The 17,502-nt window shown below is 66.1% G+C and carries 22 protein-coding genes; 21 read left to right on the top strand and 1 reads right to left on the bottom strand.

Going from position 1 to position 17,502, the window contains the following annotated elements:
* Window positions 1-32: 32 nt before the first annotated feature.
* Genes fliD through D0T21_RS04125 form a run of 11 tightly spaced genes read left to right on the top strand, consistent with a single transcriptional unit; the run spans window position 33 to window position 8,541 of the window.
* Window positions 33-1,448, top strand: a complete 1,416-nt coding sequence (gene fliD / locus D0T21_RS04175; RefSeq protein WP_116988557.1) for a flagellar filament capping protein FliD — start codon at window positions 33-35, stop codon at window positions 1,446-1,448.
* A 32-nt stretch (window positions 1,449-1,480) separates the two neighbouring features.
* Window positions 1,481-1,870: a flagellar export chaperone FliS gene (gene fliS / locus D0T21_RS04170; protein WP_116988556.1), complete on the top strand. Its 390-nt coding sequence runs from the start codon at window positions 1,481-1,483 to the stop codon at window positions 1,868-1,870.
* Window positions 1,863-2,180 carry a hypothetical protein gene (locus D0T21_RS04165; protein WP_116988555.1) on the top strand — a complete coding sequence of 106 codons (318 nt, stop codon included), beginning with the start codon at window positions 1,863-1,865 and terminating at the stop codon, window positions 2,178-2,180. The genes fliS and D0T21_RS04165 overlap by 8 nt, the downstream gene beginning before the upstream one ends.
* Complete coding sequence (locus D0T21_RS04160) at window positions 2,177-3,763, top strand: flagellar hook-length control protein FliK (RefSeq protein ID WP_116988554.1); 1,587 nt, start codon at window positions 2,177-2,179, stop codon at window positions 3,761-3,763. Before D0T21_RS04165 ends, D0T21_RS04160 begins: the two co-directional genes overlap by 4 nt.
* 7 nt (window positions 3,764-3,770) lie before the next feature.
* Window positions 3,771-4,253: a flagellar basal body-associated FliL family protein gene (locus D0T21_RS04155; protein WP_116988553.1), complete on the top strand. Its 483-nt coding sequence runs from the start codon at window positions 3,771-3,773 to the stop codon at window positions 4,251-4,253.
* A 45-nt stretch (window positions 4,254-4,298) separates the two neighbouring features.
* Window positions 4,299-5,036 (top strand): FliA/WhiG family RNA polymerase sigma factor, encoded by a 738-nt coding sequence (locus D0T21_RS04150; RefSeq protein ID WP_116988552.1) that lies wholly within the window; start codon window positions 4,299-4,301, stop codon window positions 5,034-5,036.
* 54 nt (window positions 5,037-5,090) lie between these two features.
* Window positions 5,091-6,011, top strand: a complete 921-nt coding sequence (gene motA / locus D0T21_RS04145; protein WP_116988551.1) for a flagellar motor stator protein MotA — start codon at window positions 5,091-5,093, stop codon at window positions 6,009-6,011.
* The gene (locus D0T21_RS04140; RefSeq protein ID WP_116988550.1) at window positions 5,995-7,017 is read left to right on the top strand and encodes a flagellar motor protein MotB; all 1,023 of its coding nucleotides are present in this window, start codon (window positions 5,995-5,997) and stop codon (window positions 7,015-7,017) included. Before motA ends, D0T21_RS04140 begins: the two co-directional genes overlap by 17 nt.
* 42 nt (window positions 7,018-7,059) lie before the next feature.
* Window positions 7,060-7,335 (top strand): flagellar biosynthesis anti-sigma factor FlgM, encoded by a 276-nt coding sequence (flgM, locus tag D0T21_RS04135; RefSeq protein ID WP_116988549.1) that lies wholly within the window; start codon window positions 7,060-7,062, stop codon window positions 7,333-7,335.
* A complete protein-coding gene (gene flgN, locus D0T21_RS04130) occupies window positions 7,332-7,784 on the top strand; it encodes a flagellar export chaperone FlgN (protein ID WP_116988548.1) in 453 nt (150 codons plus the stop codon). The genes flgM and flgN overlap by 4 nt, the downstream gene beginning before the upstream one ends.
* Window positions 7,771-8,541: a glycoside hydrolase family 73 protein gene (locus D0T21_RS04125; protein ID WP_116988547.1), complete on the top strand. Its 771-nt coding sequence runs from the start codon at window positions 7,771-7,773 to the stop codon at window positions 8,539-8,541. Before flgN ends, D0T21_RS04125 begins: the two co-directional genes overlap by 14 nt.
* Here the strand turns inward: D0T21_RS04125 and flgA are convergent.
* Window positions 8,522-9,235, bottom strand: coding sequence for a flagellar basal body P-ring formation chaperone FlgA (gene flgA, locus D0T21_RS04120; RefSeq protein ID WP_229211327.1), 714 nt, complete (start codon window positions 9,233-9,235; stop codon window positions 8,522-8,524). The two genes, D0T21_RS04125 and flgA, sit on opposite strands and share 20 nt — an antisense overlap.
* A 173-nt stretch (window positions 9,236-9,408) precedes the next feature.
* Between flgA and flgB the strand changes: the two genes are divergently transcribed.
* From flgB to flgK, 10 genes are all read left to right on the top strand, one after another.
* A complete protein-coding gene (gene flgB / locus D0T21_RS04115; RefSeq protein WP_116988545.1) occupies window positions 9,409-9,771 on the top strand; it encodes a flagellar basal body rod protein FlgB in 363 nt (120 codons plus the stop codon).
* Between the two features lie 11 nt (window positions 9,772-9,782).
* Window positions 9,783-10,205 (top strand): flagellar basal body rod protein FlgC, encoded by a 423-nt coding sequence (gene flgC / locus D0T21_RS04110; RefSeq protein ID WP_116988544.1) that lies wholly within the window; start codon window positions 9,783-9,785, stop codon window positions 10,203-10,205.
* Window positions 10,206-10,208: 3 nt separating this feature from the next.
* The gene (locus D0T21_RS04105) at window positions 10,209-10,898 is read left to right on the top strand and encodes a flagellar hook capping FlgD N-terminal domain-containing protein (RefSeq protein ID WP_116988543.1); all 690 of its coding nucleotides are present in this window, start codon (window positions 10,209-10,211) and stop codon (window positions 10,896-10,898) included.
* A 14-nt stretch (window positions 10,899-10,912) separates the two neighbouring features.
* A complete protein-coding gene (locus D0T21_RS04100; RefSeq protein ID WP_116988542.1) occupies window positions 10,913-12,181 on the top strand; it encodes a flagellar hook protein FlgE in 1,269 nt (422 codons plus the stop codon).
* Between the two features lie 14 nt (window positions 12,182-12,195).
* Window positions 12,196-12,921 (top strand): flagellar basal-body rod protein FlgF, encoded by a 726-nt coding sequence (gene flgF / locus D0T21_RS04095; RefSeq protein WP_116988541.1) that lies wholly within the window; start codon window positions 12,196-12,198, stop codon window positions 12,919-12,921.
* A 31-nt stretch (window positions 12,922-12,952) separates the two neighbouring features.
* A complete protein-coding gene (flgG, locus tag D0T21_RS04090; RefSeq protein WP_199538396.1) occupies window positions 12,953-13,744 on the top strand; it encodes a flagellar basal-body rod protein FlgG in 792 nt (263 codons plus the stop codon).
* The gene (gene flgH / locus D0T21_RS04085) at window positions 13,744-14,421 is read left to right on the top strand and encodes a flagellar basal body L-ring protein FlgH (RefSeq protein ID WP_116988539.1); all 678 of its coding nucleotides are present in this window, start codon (window positions 13,744-13,746) and stop codon (window positions 14,419-14,421) included. Before flgG ends, flgH begins: the two co-directional genes overlap by 1 nt.
* A 29-nt stretch (window positions 14,422-14,450) precedes the next feature.
* Window positions 14,451-15,572 carry a flagellar basal body P-ring protein FlgI gene (locus D0T21_RS04080; RefSeq protein WP_116988538.1) on the top strand — a complete coding sequence of 374 codons (1,122 nt, stop codon included), beginning with the start codon at window positions 14,451-14,453 and terminating at the stop codon, window positions 15,570-15,572.
* An 8-nt stretch (window positions 15,573-15,580) separates the two neighbouring features.
* On the top strand, window positions 15,581-16,036 hold the full coding sequence (locus D0T21_RS04075) for a rod-binding protein (RefSeq protein WP_116988537.1): 456 nt from the start codon (window positions 15,581-15,583) through the stop codon (window positions 16,034-16,036).
* Window positions 16,037-16,130: 94 nt separating this feature from the next.
* Window positions 16,131-17,501 carry a flagellar hook-associated protein FlgK gene (gene flgK / locus D0T21_RS04070; protein WP_116988536.1) on the top strand — a complete coding sequence of 457 codons (1,371 nt, stop codon included), beginning with the start codon at window positions 16,131-16,133 and terminating at the stop codon, window positions 17,499-17,501.
* The last annotated feature ends 1 nt before the right edge of the window (window position 17,502 follow it).

The raw sequence follows: 17,502 nt of genomic DNA, 5'->3' as shown, positions 1-17,502 counted from the left end.
ACACTCAATCATCCTTTCCAGGAGCAACGATCATGGCAGTCATCAGCAGTCCTACCTACGACCCGCAAACCACCGCCACCAATCTGGCCAATGCCTATGTGGCGCCGACCAAGGCCAACCTGGACAGCCAAACCACCAAGGCCACCGCCACCGCCTCGGCCCTGGGCTCGCTCGGCAACGCGCTCAGCGCCTTCCAGTCGACGCTGCAGGCGCTGACCACCTCCACCAGCAGCGTCAGCGCGGCCGCCGCCACCAGCAGCAACACCACGATCGCCACCGGCACCGCCAGCACCAACGCCGTGGCCGGCACTTACTCGTTCTATGTCGAGCAACTGGCCACCGCCGGCCAGGTGTCCTACAACGTCAACGACAGCGCCGCCACCAGCGCCGGCTCGCTGAAGGTGATGCTGGCCGACGGTTCCAACTTCCAGGTCGACCTGGCCAACGCCGACAGCAATATGGACGGCAAACTGTCGGCCAAGGAAATCGCCGCCGCGATCAACGTCGCCGCCACCAATAATTCCCGCGTCACCGCCTCGACCCTGACGATCAACGGCCAGCCCAAGCTGGTGCTGAGCGCCACCCAGACCGGCGCCGCCAATGCGGTGGCCTCGCTGGACGTGAGCGGCCTGGGCGACGCCGGCCTGCAGTCGGACCTGTCGACGCAAAAGGTCGAGGCGGCCGCCAAGGACGCCATCGTCTGGATGGGCGACCAGGGCACCGGCACCAAGCTCACCCAGGCGTCCAACACTTTCAGCACCATCGACAACGTCAAGTTCACCGTCAAGCAGGCGCAGCTGGCCGGCGCCACGCCGGTGCAGCTCACCGTGGGCCCCGACAGCAGCACCACCGCCGCCAACGTGCAGACCTTTATCGACGCCTACAACAAGCTGCTGGGCGTGTTCAATACGCTGACCGCGCCGGGCAACCATACCGCCACCTCGACCACCGACAGCACGCCGCAGGCGGCCGACGCCGCGCTGTACAACGATTCCGGCGTGGCCTCGCTGCGCGCCACGCTGGGCAACATGCTGCGCACCGTCACCGGCGGCAAGTCGCTGATCAGCTTTGGCATCACCGCCTCGCGCGACGGCACGCTGACGCTGGACAGCACCCGCCTGCAGAAGACCATCGCCGCCGACCCCGGCAAGATCGACACGCTGTTCGGCCGCGCCGGCCTGGGCGTCGACAGCGGCGTGCTGGGCTCGATGAACAAGATCGTCAACACCTGGACCAATTCCGCCACCGGCCTGATCGGCAGCCGCAAGACCGCCGTCACCAAGGTGCAGGATGACATCTCCAAGCGCCAGGTCGCGCTGCAAAGCCAGTTCGACAACGCCTACAAGCGCTATCTGGCGCAGTTCAGCGCGCTCCAGCAGCTGCAGTCGTCGATGACCAGCACCTCGAATATGTTCACGGCGATGTTCTCGCCCAACAGCAGCAATTAAGTTAACGAATCACAACCAGTACGGTGAACACCATGTTGAACCACGAAGCCTACAGCAGTTATCACTCCACCAATCTGGACGCCCAGGTCACGCGGGCGTCGCCGATCGAACTGGTGCTGGTGCTGACCGACGGCTTGCTCGAAGAGCTGGCGCGCGCGCGCGGCCACATCGTCGGCAAGCGCTACGAGCTCAAGGCCAACAGCCTGAACAAGTGCACCGACATCATCAACGGCCTGGCCAGCTCGCTGGACTTCGACAACGGCGGCGAAGTGGTGGAAAACCTCGGCCGCCTGTACGACTACTGCGCCGGCCGCCTCTACACCGCCGGCGTCAGCCTGGACCCGACCATCATCGACGAAGTGACGACGTTGCTGACCACCATCAAAAAGGGCTGGCTGGGTGTACAGGCCAAAAATGGATAGGCAACGCACGCTGCTGCAAATGGCGCAAAAGATGAGTGCCGCCGTCGCCGCCCAGGACTGGAAGATGCTGGCGGCGATGAACACCCTGATGGCCACCGCCTTGCCGCAGATGGCGGCCCAGGGCCAGTGGAGCAGCGGCGAACGGGCCGCGCTGTCGGCCCTGCGTGAGATACATGAAGAAGCAGTGCGCGCATGCAACGCCGCCACCGAGGACCTCGAGCGGCGGCTGCATGAAATGCAGGCCAACAAAGAAGGCTGGCTGGCCTATGCGCTAGACAGCGAACAGTTAGAAACCGGAATCCAAGCATGACCATGACACTCTCCAGCGCCACCGCCTCGGCCAAAGCCGCCAAAGCCGAACTGACCGCTCCGGTCGCCTCCAATCATGGCGGCCTCGACAGCATGCCGACGCCTGCGCAGAGTCATAACGCCGCCAACAACGGCAGCCGGGTGCCGCCCAAGTCCGCTCCGCAGGCCGGCAGCAGCAAAAATCCGCTGGCCAGCAATCAGCCCAGGCAGAATGCGACGCCGCGCAGCGCCACGCCGGCCAGCCAGAACGACCCGGTCAGCCATCCGGGCCGCGACCAGGCCGAGCCGGCCACCGATGAAGCCCAGTCCGGCGCGCCGCTGTTCGCCCAGTTGCTGCAACTGACCGACCCGCTGGTGCTCGACCCGCAATCGTCCGCCACCGACAGCGGCGCCGACGGTGCCGCCGACGCCGCTGCCGATCCCGCCGCCGCAGCCGTCACCGCCGCCAACGCCAATGCCGCCACCCTGGTGCCGGCCATGTTCAACGCGCTGCAGGTCAACGCCGCGCAGCAGGCCGCGCCGGCCGCCAGCGCCGATGGCGCCGCCCCGGTGCGCGCCGACGCCGTCGGCGCCACCTCGACGCTCAACAGCGCCGTCACCCGTCTGAACCTGTCGGCCGCCAGCGTCGCCGTCACCGCCCCGGCGCCGGCGCCGGCCGGCACGTCGCAAACCATCTACGCCATGGCCAACAGCGCCGCGCAAGGCGCCCGGGTACAGCAGCCGCTGCCGGATGCAGCGGCCGCGGCCCCGGTCAGCGCGACGCCGGTCAGCGCGGTCCCGGTCGCCACGCCGCAAAACATCTACGCCATGGCCAACAACGCCGCGCTCGGTGCGCAGGTCCAGCAAAGCCTGTCGGATGCGCCAGCCCCGACGGCCGCCGCCGCGCCTGCCACCGCCGCCAACGCGACGCTGGCCCAGGTTGCAGCCCCCTTGCCCACTGCGGCCGGCGCCGTCTTCACGCCGGCCCTGCCGCGCGTGACGCCGCGCAGCGCCGACGCCGCCACTGCCGACACCCCGGACCTCGGCAGCGCCACCAGCGCCCTGGCCGCCACCGCCAAGGACGACGGCCTGCCCCGCAGCAGCGCGCCAGCCCCGGCGCCGGTCGGCAACAGCGTCGGCTTCAGCCAGAACACCCCGGCCGCCACGCCGGCCGCCGCCGTGGTCAAGCTGGCCGGTGCGCCGGACCAGTGGCAGCAGCCGTTGCGCGACGCGCTGGGCGACCGCCTGCAAGTGCAGCTGCAACGCAATAGCGACCACGCCGTGATCCGCCTGGAACCGCCCAACATGGGCAGCATCGAGATCTCGATCCGCCACAGCGCCGGTTCGCTGCAAGTGAACCTGAGCGCCAACCACAGCGAAGTGCTGCGCCAGCTCAACACCATCGGCGACAGCGTGCGCCAGGACTTGTCGACCCGCCAGTACGCCGACGTCTCGGTGACGGTGTCGTCGTCGCGCGCCCAGGCCCAGGCCGACAGCGGCGGACGCAACGGCCAGCAGCGCGAGCAGGAAGAAGGCCGCACGCCGGGCCGCGCCCTGTCGGACGACGACACCACCACCTTTGCCATGACGTCCGAGCGGGAGTAATCAGTAGATGAAGAACATGAAAATGATCATAGCGCTGGTGCTGGTGGCCGTGGTTGGCGCAGCAGTGGCCGGCGGCGCAGTCTGGTTTATGTCGAAGGGCAAGGATGAGCCGGTGGCCGAGGGCAAGCCGGCCAAGGCCGCGCCCAAGAAGGAAGTCAAGGACGATAAATCGGCGCCGAAGTACCTGACGGTGGACAAGGTGGTCATCATGCTCAAGCGCCAGCCCGGCGACGCGCTGACCCACTACATGTCGGCCGACCTGGTGATCACCACCACCGAGAAGAAAGAGAAGGAAGCCAAGGAGCAATTGCCGATGCTGCGCAGCGTGGCGGTGCGCACGCTGTCCAACCTGCCGATGGCCACCGCGCAAGTGATGACCATCGATCAGTTCGCGGGCGAACTGAACAAGGCTTTCGAGGCCACGTACGAGCATGAGGGCCGTGAAAAGCCATTTTCCGAAGTCATGATTGGCAAGCTGATCATTGAGTAGGCTGCAGCAAGCATGAAGACGAGTGGTGCGACCAGTGGAGCGGGCATGGCCTATATAGAGCAATATGCGGACGCTTATGCCGAAAGTTATGGCGAACCCGGCGGCACGCCGGTGGCGCACAGCGTGGCCGACGAGCAAAAACACCTGCTGTCGTACGCGCCCCTGGTCAAGCGCATCGTGCGCCAGCTCAATTCGCAGATCGCCGGCGCCATCGACCGCGACGACATGGAGCAGATCGGCCTGATGGGTCTGCTCGAGGCGCTGCGCCGCTACGGCGAGCCCGACGGCGCCTTCGGCAGCTACGCCAGCCTGCGGGTGCGCGGCGCCATCCTCGACGAATTGCGGCGCCAGGACTGGCGCCCGCGCGCGGTGCGCCAGCAGAGCCACAAGCTGCGCGACGGCGTGCGCGCCCTGACCCGCAGCCTGGGACACGAGCCCAGCGAACAGGAAATCATGAGCGCCCTGAACCTGACCTCGGAAGCCTACCAGGCTTACCAGATGGACGAGAACGCCGAGCTGATCGCCAGCTTCGACGAAGTCCTGCAAGAGAGCGTCAGCAACGACAGCGCCCCCAGTCCGGAAGACCAGCTGGTGGTGCGGCGCAGCCTGGAACAGGCGCTGCGCGGGCTCGACGAGCGCGAGCAGCGGGTGGTGCAGATGTATTACGAATTCGAACTCAGCTACAAGGAAATCGCCGCCGTGCTGGACCTGACCGACGCCCGCGTCTGCCAGCTCAACAAGGCGGCGCTGGGCAAGATGAAGGCAGTATTGCAAAACGCCTGATCCAGAGCGGGCGCAAGGCAAGATTAGAAAAATGACGCGGAAAGGCGAATCATCATGCAGCAAATAGTCGGCATCATCATAGTTTTAGGCAGCGTCTTCGGTGGCTTCTTCATGATGGGCGGCGCCTTCCATCAGATCTGGCAACCGATCGAGCTGATCGTCATTGCCGGCGCCGGTCTCGGCGCGCTGGTGATCGGCAACCCATCGCACGTGCTCAAGGAGACCGTGACGCAAATCAAGAAGATCGTATTCCGCAAAAAATACGACTCCGAATTCCAACGTCAGTTGCTGCTGCTGATGTATGAACTGCTGCAACTGGCGGCCGGCGGCCTGAAGGCGCTGGACGCCCACGTCGAAGCGCCCAAGGACAGCCCGCTGTTCCAGCGCTACCCGCGCGTGCTGGAGGAACCCAAGCTGCTGGCCTTCATCGTCGACAACTTCCGTCTGATGGCGATGGGCAAGATCAACTCGCACGAGCTCGAAGGCGTGCTGGAGCAGGAACTGGAAGCCATCCACGAAGAACTGAACCAGCCGGCCAAGTCGCTGGCCAAGATCGGCGAGGCGATGCCGGGCTTCGGGATTCTGGCCGCGGTGCTGGGCATCGTGATCACCATGAACACCGTCAGCGAAGGCGCGACCTCGGGCGAGATCGCCGAGCACGTCGGCGCCGCCATGGTCGGCACCTTCATCGGCATCTTCTTCTGCTACGGCATCCTGGACCCGATTTCCAACATGATGAAGCAGCTGGTCAACCAGGAGGCGTCGAACAAGGAATGCGTCAAAGTGGTGCTGGTGACCCACGTGGCCGGCAAGCCGCCGCTGCTGGCGATCGACGCCGGCCGCCGCCTGGTGCCGCTCAACATCAAGCCGAGCTTCGCCCAGCTGGAACGCTGGATCAACGACCTCGAGGGACGCGACAGCGCCCCGGCCGAAGACAGCTCGCGCAGAGGAGGCCGCGGTGCTAAAGTCGCATGACAAGGGCCATGAGCAAACCATCGTCAAGCGCGGCGGTGGCAAGCACAAGCACGAGGACCACGGCGGCGCCTGGAAGGTGGCGTTCGCCGACTTCTGCCTGGCGCTGATGTGCTTGTTCCTGGTGCTGTGGCTGATGGCGGCGCGTAACTTCGAATCGCTGGAACAGATCCTGACCGAGGCCGACGGCGCCAAGACCGACCAGGGCAAGGGCGTCATGCCCGAGCAGGTGGGCGGCCCGCGCGGCAGCCTGATCGACCGTTTCCCGATGCCGCACACCGGCAGCACCGAGGAGCCGGGCGACGCCAAGGCCAAGGGCGAGGCCCACACCAAGGTCACCGGCGACTCGCAGCCGGTGGTCGAGGAGGCCAAGGTCAAGTACGACAGCCCGAGCGACCTGGCGGCGCTGTCCAAGGCCCTGACCAAGATGAGCGCCGAGGCCGGCCTGACCGCCAACCTGGAATCGGTGATCACCCCCTACGGCTTGCGCGTGATGCTGCACGACACCGACCGCCAGGGCATGTTCGTGCGCGGCTCGGCCGTGCCGACCGACAAGTTCCGCGCCCTGCTGCGCAAGATGGGGCCGCTGTTCCGGCAGATGGAAAACCAGATGCTGATCGTCGGCCACACCGATTCGCTGCAATACGCCGACCGCAGCTACGCCGCCTTCTCCAACTGGACGCTGTCGGCCAACCGCGCCATGTCGGCCCGCTCGCAGCTGCTGGCCGGCACCATGAACCCGGAATCGGTGCTGCAGGTGGTCGGCATGGCCGACCGCGCGCCGCTCGACACCAAGCGCGCCGACGCCGGCGTCAACCGCCGCATCGAGTTGCTGATTTTGACCACGGCCCAGGCCAAGTCGATCGCCACCATGTTCGGCATGCCGGAAGGCAGCAACGCCCTGACCGAGGATGTCGACACCGCCTTGCCGGACGCCACCCTGCTGGAAAAACTGCGCGCCAAGCTCGGCGGCGACAGCCCGGTGCGCGACCCGCGCCACAAGAAATAAGACGCACAAAGTATGGAAACCAAGCCAAGCAGAGGCACACGTATGAGAATCTCGACAGGAAGTCCCGACGGCGTCGCTGTCCAGCGGGTGGCGGAAGCCGCGCCGGCGGAAGCGGCCGAAGCCGTCATGGCGCCGGCGCCGCAGGCGCCGCTGCAATCGGCGGTGATGCAGCCGGCCTTGCAGGCGATGCGCGAGATGCCGGAAATCGACCAGGAAAAAGTCGACATGCTGCGCGACGCGCTGGCCAAGGGCGAGCTGCCGTTCGACGCCGCCAAGCTGGCCGGCCTGGTGCAGCGCTTCCACGGGAGCGAGAAGTGAGCACAGTCAACCCCGCCGGCGCCGCGCCCGCCACCCGGCAGGACGCCATGCGCCTGCTGCTGGCCGGCATCGCCGACGATCTGCTGGCCTACCCCGAGTTGCGCGGCCTGCTGGAACAGCAATTCGACGCCGCCGTGCGCCACCAGGGCCCGCAGCTGGCCGCCGTGGCCGAGGCGATTTCCGCCCTGGTCGACGTCATGCAGGAGCGCCGCTTGCAGCGCGTGGCGCTGGTACAACGTTTATTGGGGCCAACATCGACCATGTTACAGGCATTTGCCTTGCTGAAAAATGCGGCACGGGAGAGAATGGAAGCAGACTGGGCAACCTTGGAACAGATGGTGATCGAATGCAAGCGTCTGGGCAAGCGCAATAGCGACTTGCTGGTAGAACAGTACAGCATCATGCAGCGCGTGCTGCATGGCGAGGAGCAGATTTATGCACCAGCTTGACCGGATGCAATCGACCGCACCCACTGCTGCCACCGTTTCGAACATGACCGCCAGCCGCCCCACCGCGGCGCTGGGCGGTGCTGTGTCGTCCGGGGCGTTCGCCTCCACCTTCCAGCAAGTCCAGCACGACGTCAGCGCCTTCATCGCGCAGGGCGGCGGCTTCAGCGCCACGCCCTCTTCCGCCGCCAGCACCGCCGGCACGCCGGCCATGAACCTGCAGGCGATGGCGCTGCGCCACCAGGGCGCCGGCGCGATCGCCGGCGGCGCCGACGCCGACATTCAGCAACAATTCCTGGCCTCGATCAAACCCTGGGCCGAGGAGACCGCCGGCAAGCTGGGCGTCTCGCCCGACGTGGTGGCCGCGCACGCGGCGCTGGAATCGGGCTGGGGCCGCAATCCGCTGCGCCAGGGCGGCGCCGACAGCAACAACCTGTTCGGCCTGAAGGCCGGCGGCAGCTGGCAAGGCGCGGTGGCGGCCGCCAGCACCACCGAATTCGAACACGGCGCCATGTTGAGGAAGGTGGAACGCTTCCGCAGCTATCCGGACACCGCCAGCGCCTTCCGCGACTACGCGGACATGCTCACCAGCAATCCGCGCTACCAGGCCGCGCTCAACACCGGCAGCGACGCCCGCGCCTTCGCCCAGGGGCTGGCGCAAGGCGGCTATGCCACCGATCCCAACTACGCTGACAAACTCAGCAAACTGGCCGCGCAGTTGCAACGCGGCGGCAGCACCATCACTCCGTCGGGGAATTAGTGGACACGGGCATATCGACAGGTTCCACCGTCGCCGCGCCCGTCACCCTGGCACGGATCACGGTCCCGTTGGCGTTGCGCACCCGCACCAGCGTGCCGCGCGCGCCGCTGTCGAGCGCCTCGCCCGCCATGCTGACCTCGATCTGCTCGCGCTTGGCCACGATGCGCACGGCGTCGTTGCGCTTGACCAGGGTCGGCGCGGTCAGCAAGCCCATGCGCAACACCTCGCCGCTGCGCAGCGCGCGCCGGCCGCTCATGCCCACCAGCTCCTGCGGATCGGACACGCTGTCGGCAAGGCCGGAGATGTCGTGGCGCTCCAGCAACACGTCGTCGTCGGTCAATACTTTCCCTGACGGCACATCGCTTGCCATCACGGCAATGCGCGCCGAGACCTGCGCGCGCACCACGAACTCATATCGCCAGCCTTCGGCGCCGGCGCAGACGGCGGCGAAACGCATGCGGCTGGGCAGCCGCGTATCGAGCGCTTCGACCGTCACAGCCTGCCTGCATGCGGCCAGCGGCCGGCTGCCGCGCACCACGGTCAGTTCGAATTTCGGTTCCACCAGGCCGCTGCTGTCGGCCCAGCGCTGCACATGGGCGCGCGCGGCCGCCTCCACCGCCAGCGGCACCTGCTCGGCGGCGGTCGGACCGGGCGCGGAAAAAGCCGCAGAAAATGGAGTGCAAAACAGCAACATTGCACTCAAAGCGGTTACAATACTTTTGTTGAACATGGGCAATACCTCTACTATGATGCCGGGAGCCGGAACGTCTCGGGTGCATGCCGCACCCGGGCGCCATTCTACCCCGGCGCCGGCGGTTTTCACTCATGCAACATCGTTTTACAGCAATGCCTACACAGGGGAAGAACATGGCGATTAATTTCAAAGATGCGGTGGGCCTGCATGCCGACGCGCTGCACCTGCGGGCCGAGCGCACCCGCATCCTGGCCTCCAATATCGCCAATGAAAACACGCCCGGCTTCCAGGCGCGCGACATGGACTTCGCCGCCACGCTGGCCAACACCCAGGCCGAAGCGACCGGCGACATCGGCGGCGACGAGGACAGCGCCATGATGTACCGCGTGCCCTTCCACCCTACCCGCGACGGCAACACCGTCGAGATCGGCGTCGAGCAGGCGGCGTTCTCGCAGAACGCCTCGGACTTCCAGACCAGCCTGACCTTCGTCAACATGAGCCTCAAGGGCTTGGCCAAAGCAATCAACGGCCAATAAGGAGCGTTGCCATGTCGTTCAAGAATATTTCAGAGATCGCCGGCTCGGCGATGGCCGCCCAGTCGGTGCGCCTCAATACCATCGCCAGCAACCTGGCCAACGCCGATTCCGTGGCCGGCACCGAAGCCGACACCTACCGCGCGCGCAAGCCAGTGTTTGCCGCCGTCATGGGCGACAGCATCGGCGACATGGGCAACGCCGGCGGCAAGGTGCAGGTGCTGGACGTGGTCGAATCGAGCGAGCCGCTGCGCAAGGTCTATGAACCGGGCCATCCGATGGCCAACGCCGACGGCATGGTGTTCTACCCCAACGTCAACCAGGTGGCCGAGATGACCGACATGATGTCGGCCTCGCGCGCCTTCGAGACCAATGTCGAAGTACTGGGCCGCATCCGCACGATGCAGCAATCCCTCCTCAAACTCGGTGAAGGTTAAGCCATGACAGTCAGTCTCCTCAACAACGGTAGCAGCAGCGGCGCGGCCGCCGGCACCAGCGGCAACATCACCGGCAACAGCGCCAGCGCGACCTCGGACATGTTCACCAAGCTGCTGGTGGCGCAGATCAAGAACCAGGATCCGCTGTCGCCGACCGATCCGGCCCAGTTCGTCCAGCAGCTGACCCAGCTGTCGCAGACCGAATCGCTGCAGAACCTGTCGAGCCTGACCAGCGCCAACGCCAGCGTGCTGCAAAGCATGCAGGTGCTGGCCCTGGGCGCCCAGGTCGGCTCCGACGTCATGGCCGAGACCAGCACCCTGACCACCGACGGCGCCACCAAAGTCAGCGGCCAGATGACGCTGGCCGCGACCAGCACCACCACCCGCGTGGTGCTGACCGGCGCCGACGGCGGCAAGCACTACGTCAACCTCGGCACGACCGCCGCCGGCACGGTGCCGTTCGCCGTCGACCCGACCGCGCTGGGCCTGCCCGCCGGCACCTACACCATGACGGTCGAGACCAGCACCAAGGAAAACCCGCCGGTCGACCTGCAAGGCCGCCTGAACAGCGTACGGCTGGCCGCCAGCGGCAGCGTCGTCCTGAATGTCGGCAACATCGGCGAAGTCGCGCCGACCGCCATCACTGCTTTCAACGGTAAATCCACCGCTTCTGCCACTCAATCTAGCCTCTAAGGAAGGACTCCATCATGAGTTTCGATATCGCATTGTCTGGCATCCAGGCCATTAATGAAGCGCTGGACGTCACCAGCCACAACATCGCCAACGCCGGCACCTACGGCTACAAATCGTCGCGCGCCAACTTCTCGTCGCTGGTGGCGGGCAACCAGATGACCGGCGTCCATATCGGTTCGACCACCCAGAACATCGGCCTGTCGGGCGGCATCCTCAACACCGGCAACACCATGGACGCCTCGATCAACGGCGCCGGCTTCTTCATGGTCAAGGACAGCAGCAACACCATCAACTACACCCGGGTCGGCATCTTCAACACCTCCAAGGACGGCTTCCTGACCGACGCCTCCGGCCGCAAGGTGCAGGGCGCGACCATCACGCCGCCGAGCACCCAGCCGGGCGCCCAGGGCGACATCACGATCCCCACCGGCCAGATTCCAGCCGTGATGAGCGACAAGGTCAGCTACGTCGGCAACCTGTCGGCCGACTGGCCGGTCACCGCCTTCGACGCCACCGTCGTCACGCCGACCACGCCGCCCGACCCGTCCACGTTCAGCATGTCCAAGGCCTCGGTCATCTATGACACGCTGGGTGGCCAGCACACGCTGACCCAGTATTTCGGCACCACCGCCCCCGGCCAGGTCGCGGTCAACTACGTCATCGACGGCGTCCCGGCCGGCGCCACCTCGCTGACGTTCTCGCCCAGCACCGGCCAGATGACCGCGCCCGACCCGGCCGACCCGACGGTCCGCGGCACTTTCTCGCTGGACCTGGCCTCCTTCGACTACGCGGCGGCCGGCTTTACCAGCGGCGCCACGCTGACCAATCCGGCGACCACCGTCACCACCATGGCCGTCAACTACACCGGCACCACCTATTTCGCCGGCGAGGCCACCACCTCGACCAACAGCGCCAACGGCTACGCTTCCGGCACCTTCGCCGGCGTCGACCTGGCCAAGGACGGCTCGGTGATCGCCAAGTACAGCAACGGCCAGAAACAGCCGGTCGGCAAGCTGACCCTGGCCACCTTCCCCGACGAAGGCGCGCTGACCCAGGTCAGCGACACCAGCTGGGTGCAGTCGCAGGGTTCGGGCACGCCGCTGATCAACTACGCCGGCGTCGGCATGACCGGTTCGCTCAACACCAGCTCGCTGGAACAGTCGAACGTGGACATCACCTCGGAACTGGTCGGCCTGATGACCTCGCAACGCAACTACCAGGCGAACTCCAAGGTCATCCAGACCGAGAGCCAGATGATGCAATCGCTGATGCAAGCGCTGTAAGGACAAGCTGACCCATGGATGCGCTGATCTACACCGCCATGAGCGGGGCCGAACGGGCCCTGCGCGGCCAGCAGGTACACGCCAACAATCTGGCGAACATCGAAACCGGCGGCTTCCGCGCCAATATGGAGCTGTCGTCGGCGCAGACCGTCAACGGCTACGGCTACGACGACCGCCACATGTCGCAGCTGCAGGCCAACGCGGTATCGACCCGCCAGGGCACGCTCAAGGCCACCGGCCGCGAGCTGGACGTGGCGATCGACGGCAACGGCTTCTTCGCGGTGCAGGGCCCGACCGGCGAGGCCTACACCCGCGCCGGCGCCATGACGCTCGATGAAACCGGCACGCTGAAAATCAACGGCAACGTGGTGCTGGGCGAAGGCGGCCCGATCTCGCTGCCCGAGTACAGCAAGATCGCGGTCGGCGCCGACGGCACGGTGTCGATCCAGAGCCCCGGCACCACCACCATGCAGACCATCGACAAGCTCAAGCTGGTCAAGGCCGAGGCGTCGGAACTGACCAAGAACGAGGCCGGCCTGCTGGTGGCGCGCAGCGGCCAGCCGCTGGCGACCGACGCCACCGTGGTGGTCAAGCCCGGCCACCTGGAGGGCAGCAATGTCTCGGCGGTGGAGGAGATGGTCGCCACCATGAGCTTGAACCGCACCTTTGAAATCCAGATGAAGTTGTTCAAGGCCAGCGATTCGATGGCCGAAACCGGTAACCGCCTGATCGGCGGCTAAGCCGGTCCACGTTACACAACAGGGAGAAATCATGAATCCAGCAATGTGGATCAGCAAAACCGGCGTACAGGCGCAGGACGAAAAACTGCAAGCCATCGCCAACAACCTGGCCAATGCCAACACGGTCGGCTTCAAGCGCGACCGCGTGGTGTTCGAGGACCTGTTCTATTCGATCGAGCAGCAGCCAGGCACCCAGCGCGCCGACAACAACACCCTGGCGCCGTCCGGCGTACAGCTCGGCAACGGCGTGCACATGGTGGGCACCCAGAAGGTGTTCAGCCAGGGTTCGCTGCAAACCACCGGCAACCAGCTCGACGTGGCGGTGATGGGCAACGGCTTCCTGTCGGTGCGCCAGCCGAACGGCGAAACCGCCTACACCCGCGCCGGCCAGTTGCAGGTCGACGCCAACGGCATCCTGGTCAACGCCCACGGCCTGCCGCTGATCCCGCAGATCACCATCCCGGCCAACGCCACCTCGCTGACCATCGCCGAAGACGGCATCGTCTCGGCCACGCTGGCCGGCAACACCACCGCCAGCCAGCTGGGCCAGCTGACCCTGACCAGCTTCATCAACCCGACCGGCCTGCTGGCCCTGGGCGAGAACCTGTTCGCGGAAACCCCGTCCAGCGGCACGCCGACCGACGGCAAGCCGGGCGACGCCCAGTGGGGCAAGCTCAAGCAAGGCACGCTGGAAGGCTCGAACGTGCAGGTGGTCGAGGAGATGGTCGACATGATCGCCGCCCAGCGCACCTACGAGATGAACACCAAGGTGCTGTCGGCCGCCGACAATATGCTGCAATACCTGTCGCAGGCAGCACGCTGATGAGCTCGACGCTGCCTGTCCGTTCGGCGTTGGCCCTCGTGGCCACGCTGCTGGCCGGCTGCGCCGCCTTGCAGCCGCCGCCGGTGCGGCCCGGTCCGTCCGACGAGCCGCCCACCGTGTCGCGCGTGGTCGGCCCGAAAGGCACCTCCGGCGGCGTCTACAGTCCCGACCTGGGCCTGTCGCTGACCTCGGACAGCCGCGCCTTCCGCGTCGGCGACGTGGTCACCGTCAACCTGCAGGAAACCACCCAGGCCAGCAAGAAGGCCGGCACCAGCTACTCCAAGAATTCGGCCGACAACATCGTCGCCCCCAACCTGCTGGGCAAGACCTTCGGCAAGGCCGCGGTCGGCCTGGGCGCCTCCAACACCTTCGCCGGCGACGCCACCAGCACCCAGCAGAACGCCCTGACCGGCGCCATCACCGTGATCGTGCAGGAAGTGCTGCCGAACGGCCTGCTGCGCGTGTCCGGCGAAAAAACCCTGACCCTGAACCAGGGCGAAGAATTCGTCCGCCTGCGTGGCTACCTGCGCGCGGCCGACATCGACGCCGACAACCAGGTGTCGTCGCTGCGCATCGCCAACGCCCGCATCGCCTACTCGGCGCAAGGCACCCTGGCCGACACGCAATCGGCCGGCTGGCTGTCGCGCTTCTTCAATGGCCCGCTGATGCCGTTCTGAACGGCCGACGTTTTAAATAGGGTGAACCCATGAATTTCCGCACGCTCTCCCGCCTTCTGGCCCTGCCGCTGGCCCTCTGCGTCGCCCTGGGCGGCGCTGGCCCGGTACAGGCCGCGCAAGTGCTGCGCAACCTGGTCGCCGTCGAAGGCATGCGCGACAATCCGCTGGTCGGCTACGGCCTGGTGGTCGGCCTGAACGGCAGCGGCGACTCGACCCAGGTCAAGTTCGCCAGCCAGTCGGTGATCAATATGCTCAAGCAGTTCGGCGTCAAGGTGCCGGACGGCACCGACGCCAAGTCGAAGAACGTCGCCACCGTGATGGTGTCGGCGGTGTTCCCGCCCGGCTACCGCAAGGGCCAGAACATCGACGTGGTGGTGTCCTCGATGGGCGACGCCAAGAGCCTGCGCGGCGGCGCCCTGCTGCTGACGCCTTTGCGCGCGGCCGATAATGAAGTGTATGCGCTGGCCCAGGGCAACGTGGTGGTCGGCGGCTTCAGCGCTTCCGGCAAGAGCGGCTCCTCGGTCACGGTCAACACCCCGACCTCCGGCCGCATCCCGAGCGGCGCCGCGATCGAGCGCGAGATCGCCAGCGACTTCGCCACCAAGCCGAGCGTGCGCCTGTCCCTGCGCCACCCGCACTTCCAGACCGCGATCAATATCGTCGACACCATCAACAAGCGCTTCGGCGACATCGCCACCACCACCGACGCCACCAGCATCGACGTGGTGGCCCCGGCCAACCCAACCCAGCGCGTGGCCTTCATGGCCAAGCTGGAGGCGCTGGCGATCGACGTCGGCGACGATGCGCCCAAGGTGGTGTTCAATTCCCGCACCGGCACCGTGGTGATCGCCGACGGCTTGCGCGTGCGCGCCGCCGCCGTCACCCACGGCTCGCTGAAGGTGGTGATTTCCGAATCGACCAAGGTCAGCCAGCCGAACGCCCTGGCCCAGGGCAACACCGTGGCCACGCCGCAATCGCAGGTCAGCGTCGACCAGGGCTCGGGCCAGATGTTCAAATGGCCGGCCGGCGCCAAGCTGCAGTCGATCATCGACGTCATCAACAGCCTGGGCGCCTCGCCGGACGACATCATGGCGATCCTGCAGGCGCTGGACCAGGCCGGCGCCATCGAAGGCGAACTGGTCGTCATCTAAGGAATCCCATGAACTTCGACCCCAGCAAATTCGACGGCAGCACCATGCGCATTGGCGTGGCCGACCAGCTCAGCGAGACGCCGGTGGCGGCCGCCCCGGCCGTCGACGACGGCGTCGACCCCAAGTACCGCGCCAAGGCCACCGAGGCGGCGGTCAAGTTCGAGAGTTTCTTCATCGGCCACATGCTGCACCACATGCGCGCCGGCACCCGCGAGCTGGCCTCCGAGGACAGCGTGTTCAAGGACAAGATCAACGAGGACATGCTGGACATGGCCGACAACCTGGTGGCCGACCAGCTGGCCGGCCAGCGCGCCTTCGGCGTGGCCGACGCCATCCTGCGCCAGCTGCTGCCGCCGGCCAGCGCCCCGGTGGCGATGCAGGCCAGCCTGTCGCGCCAGGCAGCGGCGGCGTCCAGTGTTGCCGAACCGCAAAATATTCCCGCAGTGCTTAATCCGGCGCAGTAAACGGTCGCCCTTTACAGTTAACGGACCAGTGGACCTCGTGTAAACACTGCAAGCAACTGGTCCTCCGGCCTTCACCAGGAAAGACCCTTGCAATATGAGCATCTCTTACAACGCACTGTCCGGCGCCCTGGCCGCCCAGGCTGCCCTGAACACGGTCAGCCAGAACATCGCCAATTCGCAAACCAAGGGCTACACCCGCCAGGGCGTGCTGCTGCAGGCGCTGGCGAGCGACGGCTCGGCCAACAGCCCCGGCAACGGCGTGCAAGTGGGCTCGCTGCTGCGTTTCAGCGACTCGTATAAATCCCAGCAGATGTGGCGCGCGGCGTCCGACCTGGGCCAGCATACCCAGGTCCAGCCTTACCTGACGCAAATGGAAAAAGTCATGAGTGATGACAAATCCAGCCTCAGCTACGGCATCGACAATTTCTTCAAGGCGCTCAATGCGGCCGGCGTCGATCCGACCTCGACCCCGCTGCGCCAGCAGGTGATCACCGCCGCCGACTCCATGTCGCAGCAGTTCAACAGCATTTACAACGTCACCGCCAACCAGCTGATCTCGGTGCAGCAACAGCGCTCCGCCATCCTGCCGGGCCTGAACCAGTCGCTCGTCAGCATCGCCGCGCTGAACCAGCAAATCATCTCCACCGGCGCCAACGGCGCCAACACCTCGCCGCTGATCGACCAGCGCGAACAGCTGATCGACAGCGTCGCCTCGCAAGTGGCGGTGGAAGTGATCAACAATCCGGACGGCACCGCCAGCGTGTCGCTCAAGAGCGGCCAGCCACTGGTGGTCAGCAACCTGTCGGCCAAGTTGGGCTTCGACACCACCAGCGGCGTGCAGCAGCTGAACCTGACCTTCGCCAACACCACCTTCAAGCTGGACGACACCAAGGTCGGCGGCCAGCTGGGCGGCTTGGCGGACTACCAGGAAAACACCCTGAAGCCGCTGCAAAAATCGATCTCCGAGATCGCCGAGCAGATGTCGACCAAGGTCAACAATCAGCTGGCGGCCGGCTTGACCAGCCCCGGCGTTCCCGGCACCCCGCTGCTGGTGTTCAATCCGACCAGCGCCACCGGCCTGTTGCAAGTGACCGCCGGTTTCACATCCGGCGACCTGGCCTTCTCCAGCGACGGCACGCCGGGCGACAGCGGCAACCTGCAACAACTGGTGGCCATCAAGGGCCAGCCGATCACCCTGACCACGCTGGGCAACGTGCTGCTGGGCGACGCCGACACCCAGCTGGTGGGCAAGCTGGGCATCGACAGCGCGCAGAACCAGGCGCAGATGACCACCGCCACCACGGTGCGCCAGCAGTCCGAGGACGACTGGAAATCGACCAGCGCGGTCAACACCGACGAGGAAGCGATCAACCTGGTCGAGTTCCAGAATATGTACCAGGCCAACATGAAGGTGATTGCGGTCGCCAACACGCTGTTTGACGCCACCATCAAGATGTTCGGTTAAG

It is taken from the genome of Duganella sp. BJB476 (genome assembly GCF_003416895.1).
Lineage (GTDB): Bacteria > Pseudomonadota > Gammaproteobacteria > Burkholderiales > Burkholderiaceae_D > Rugamonas.
Note: the sequence above shows the minus strand (reverse complement) of the source record. Positions and strands in the feature narration are given on the sequence as shown.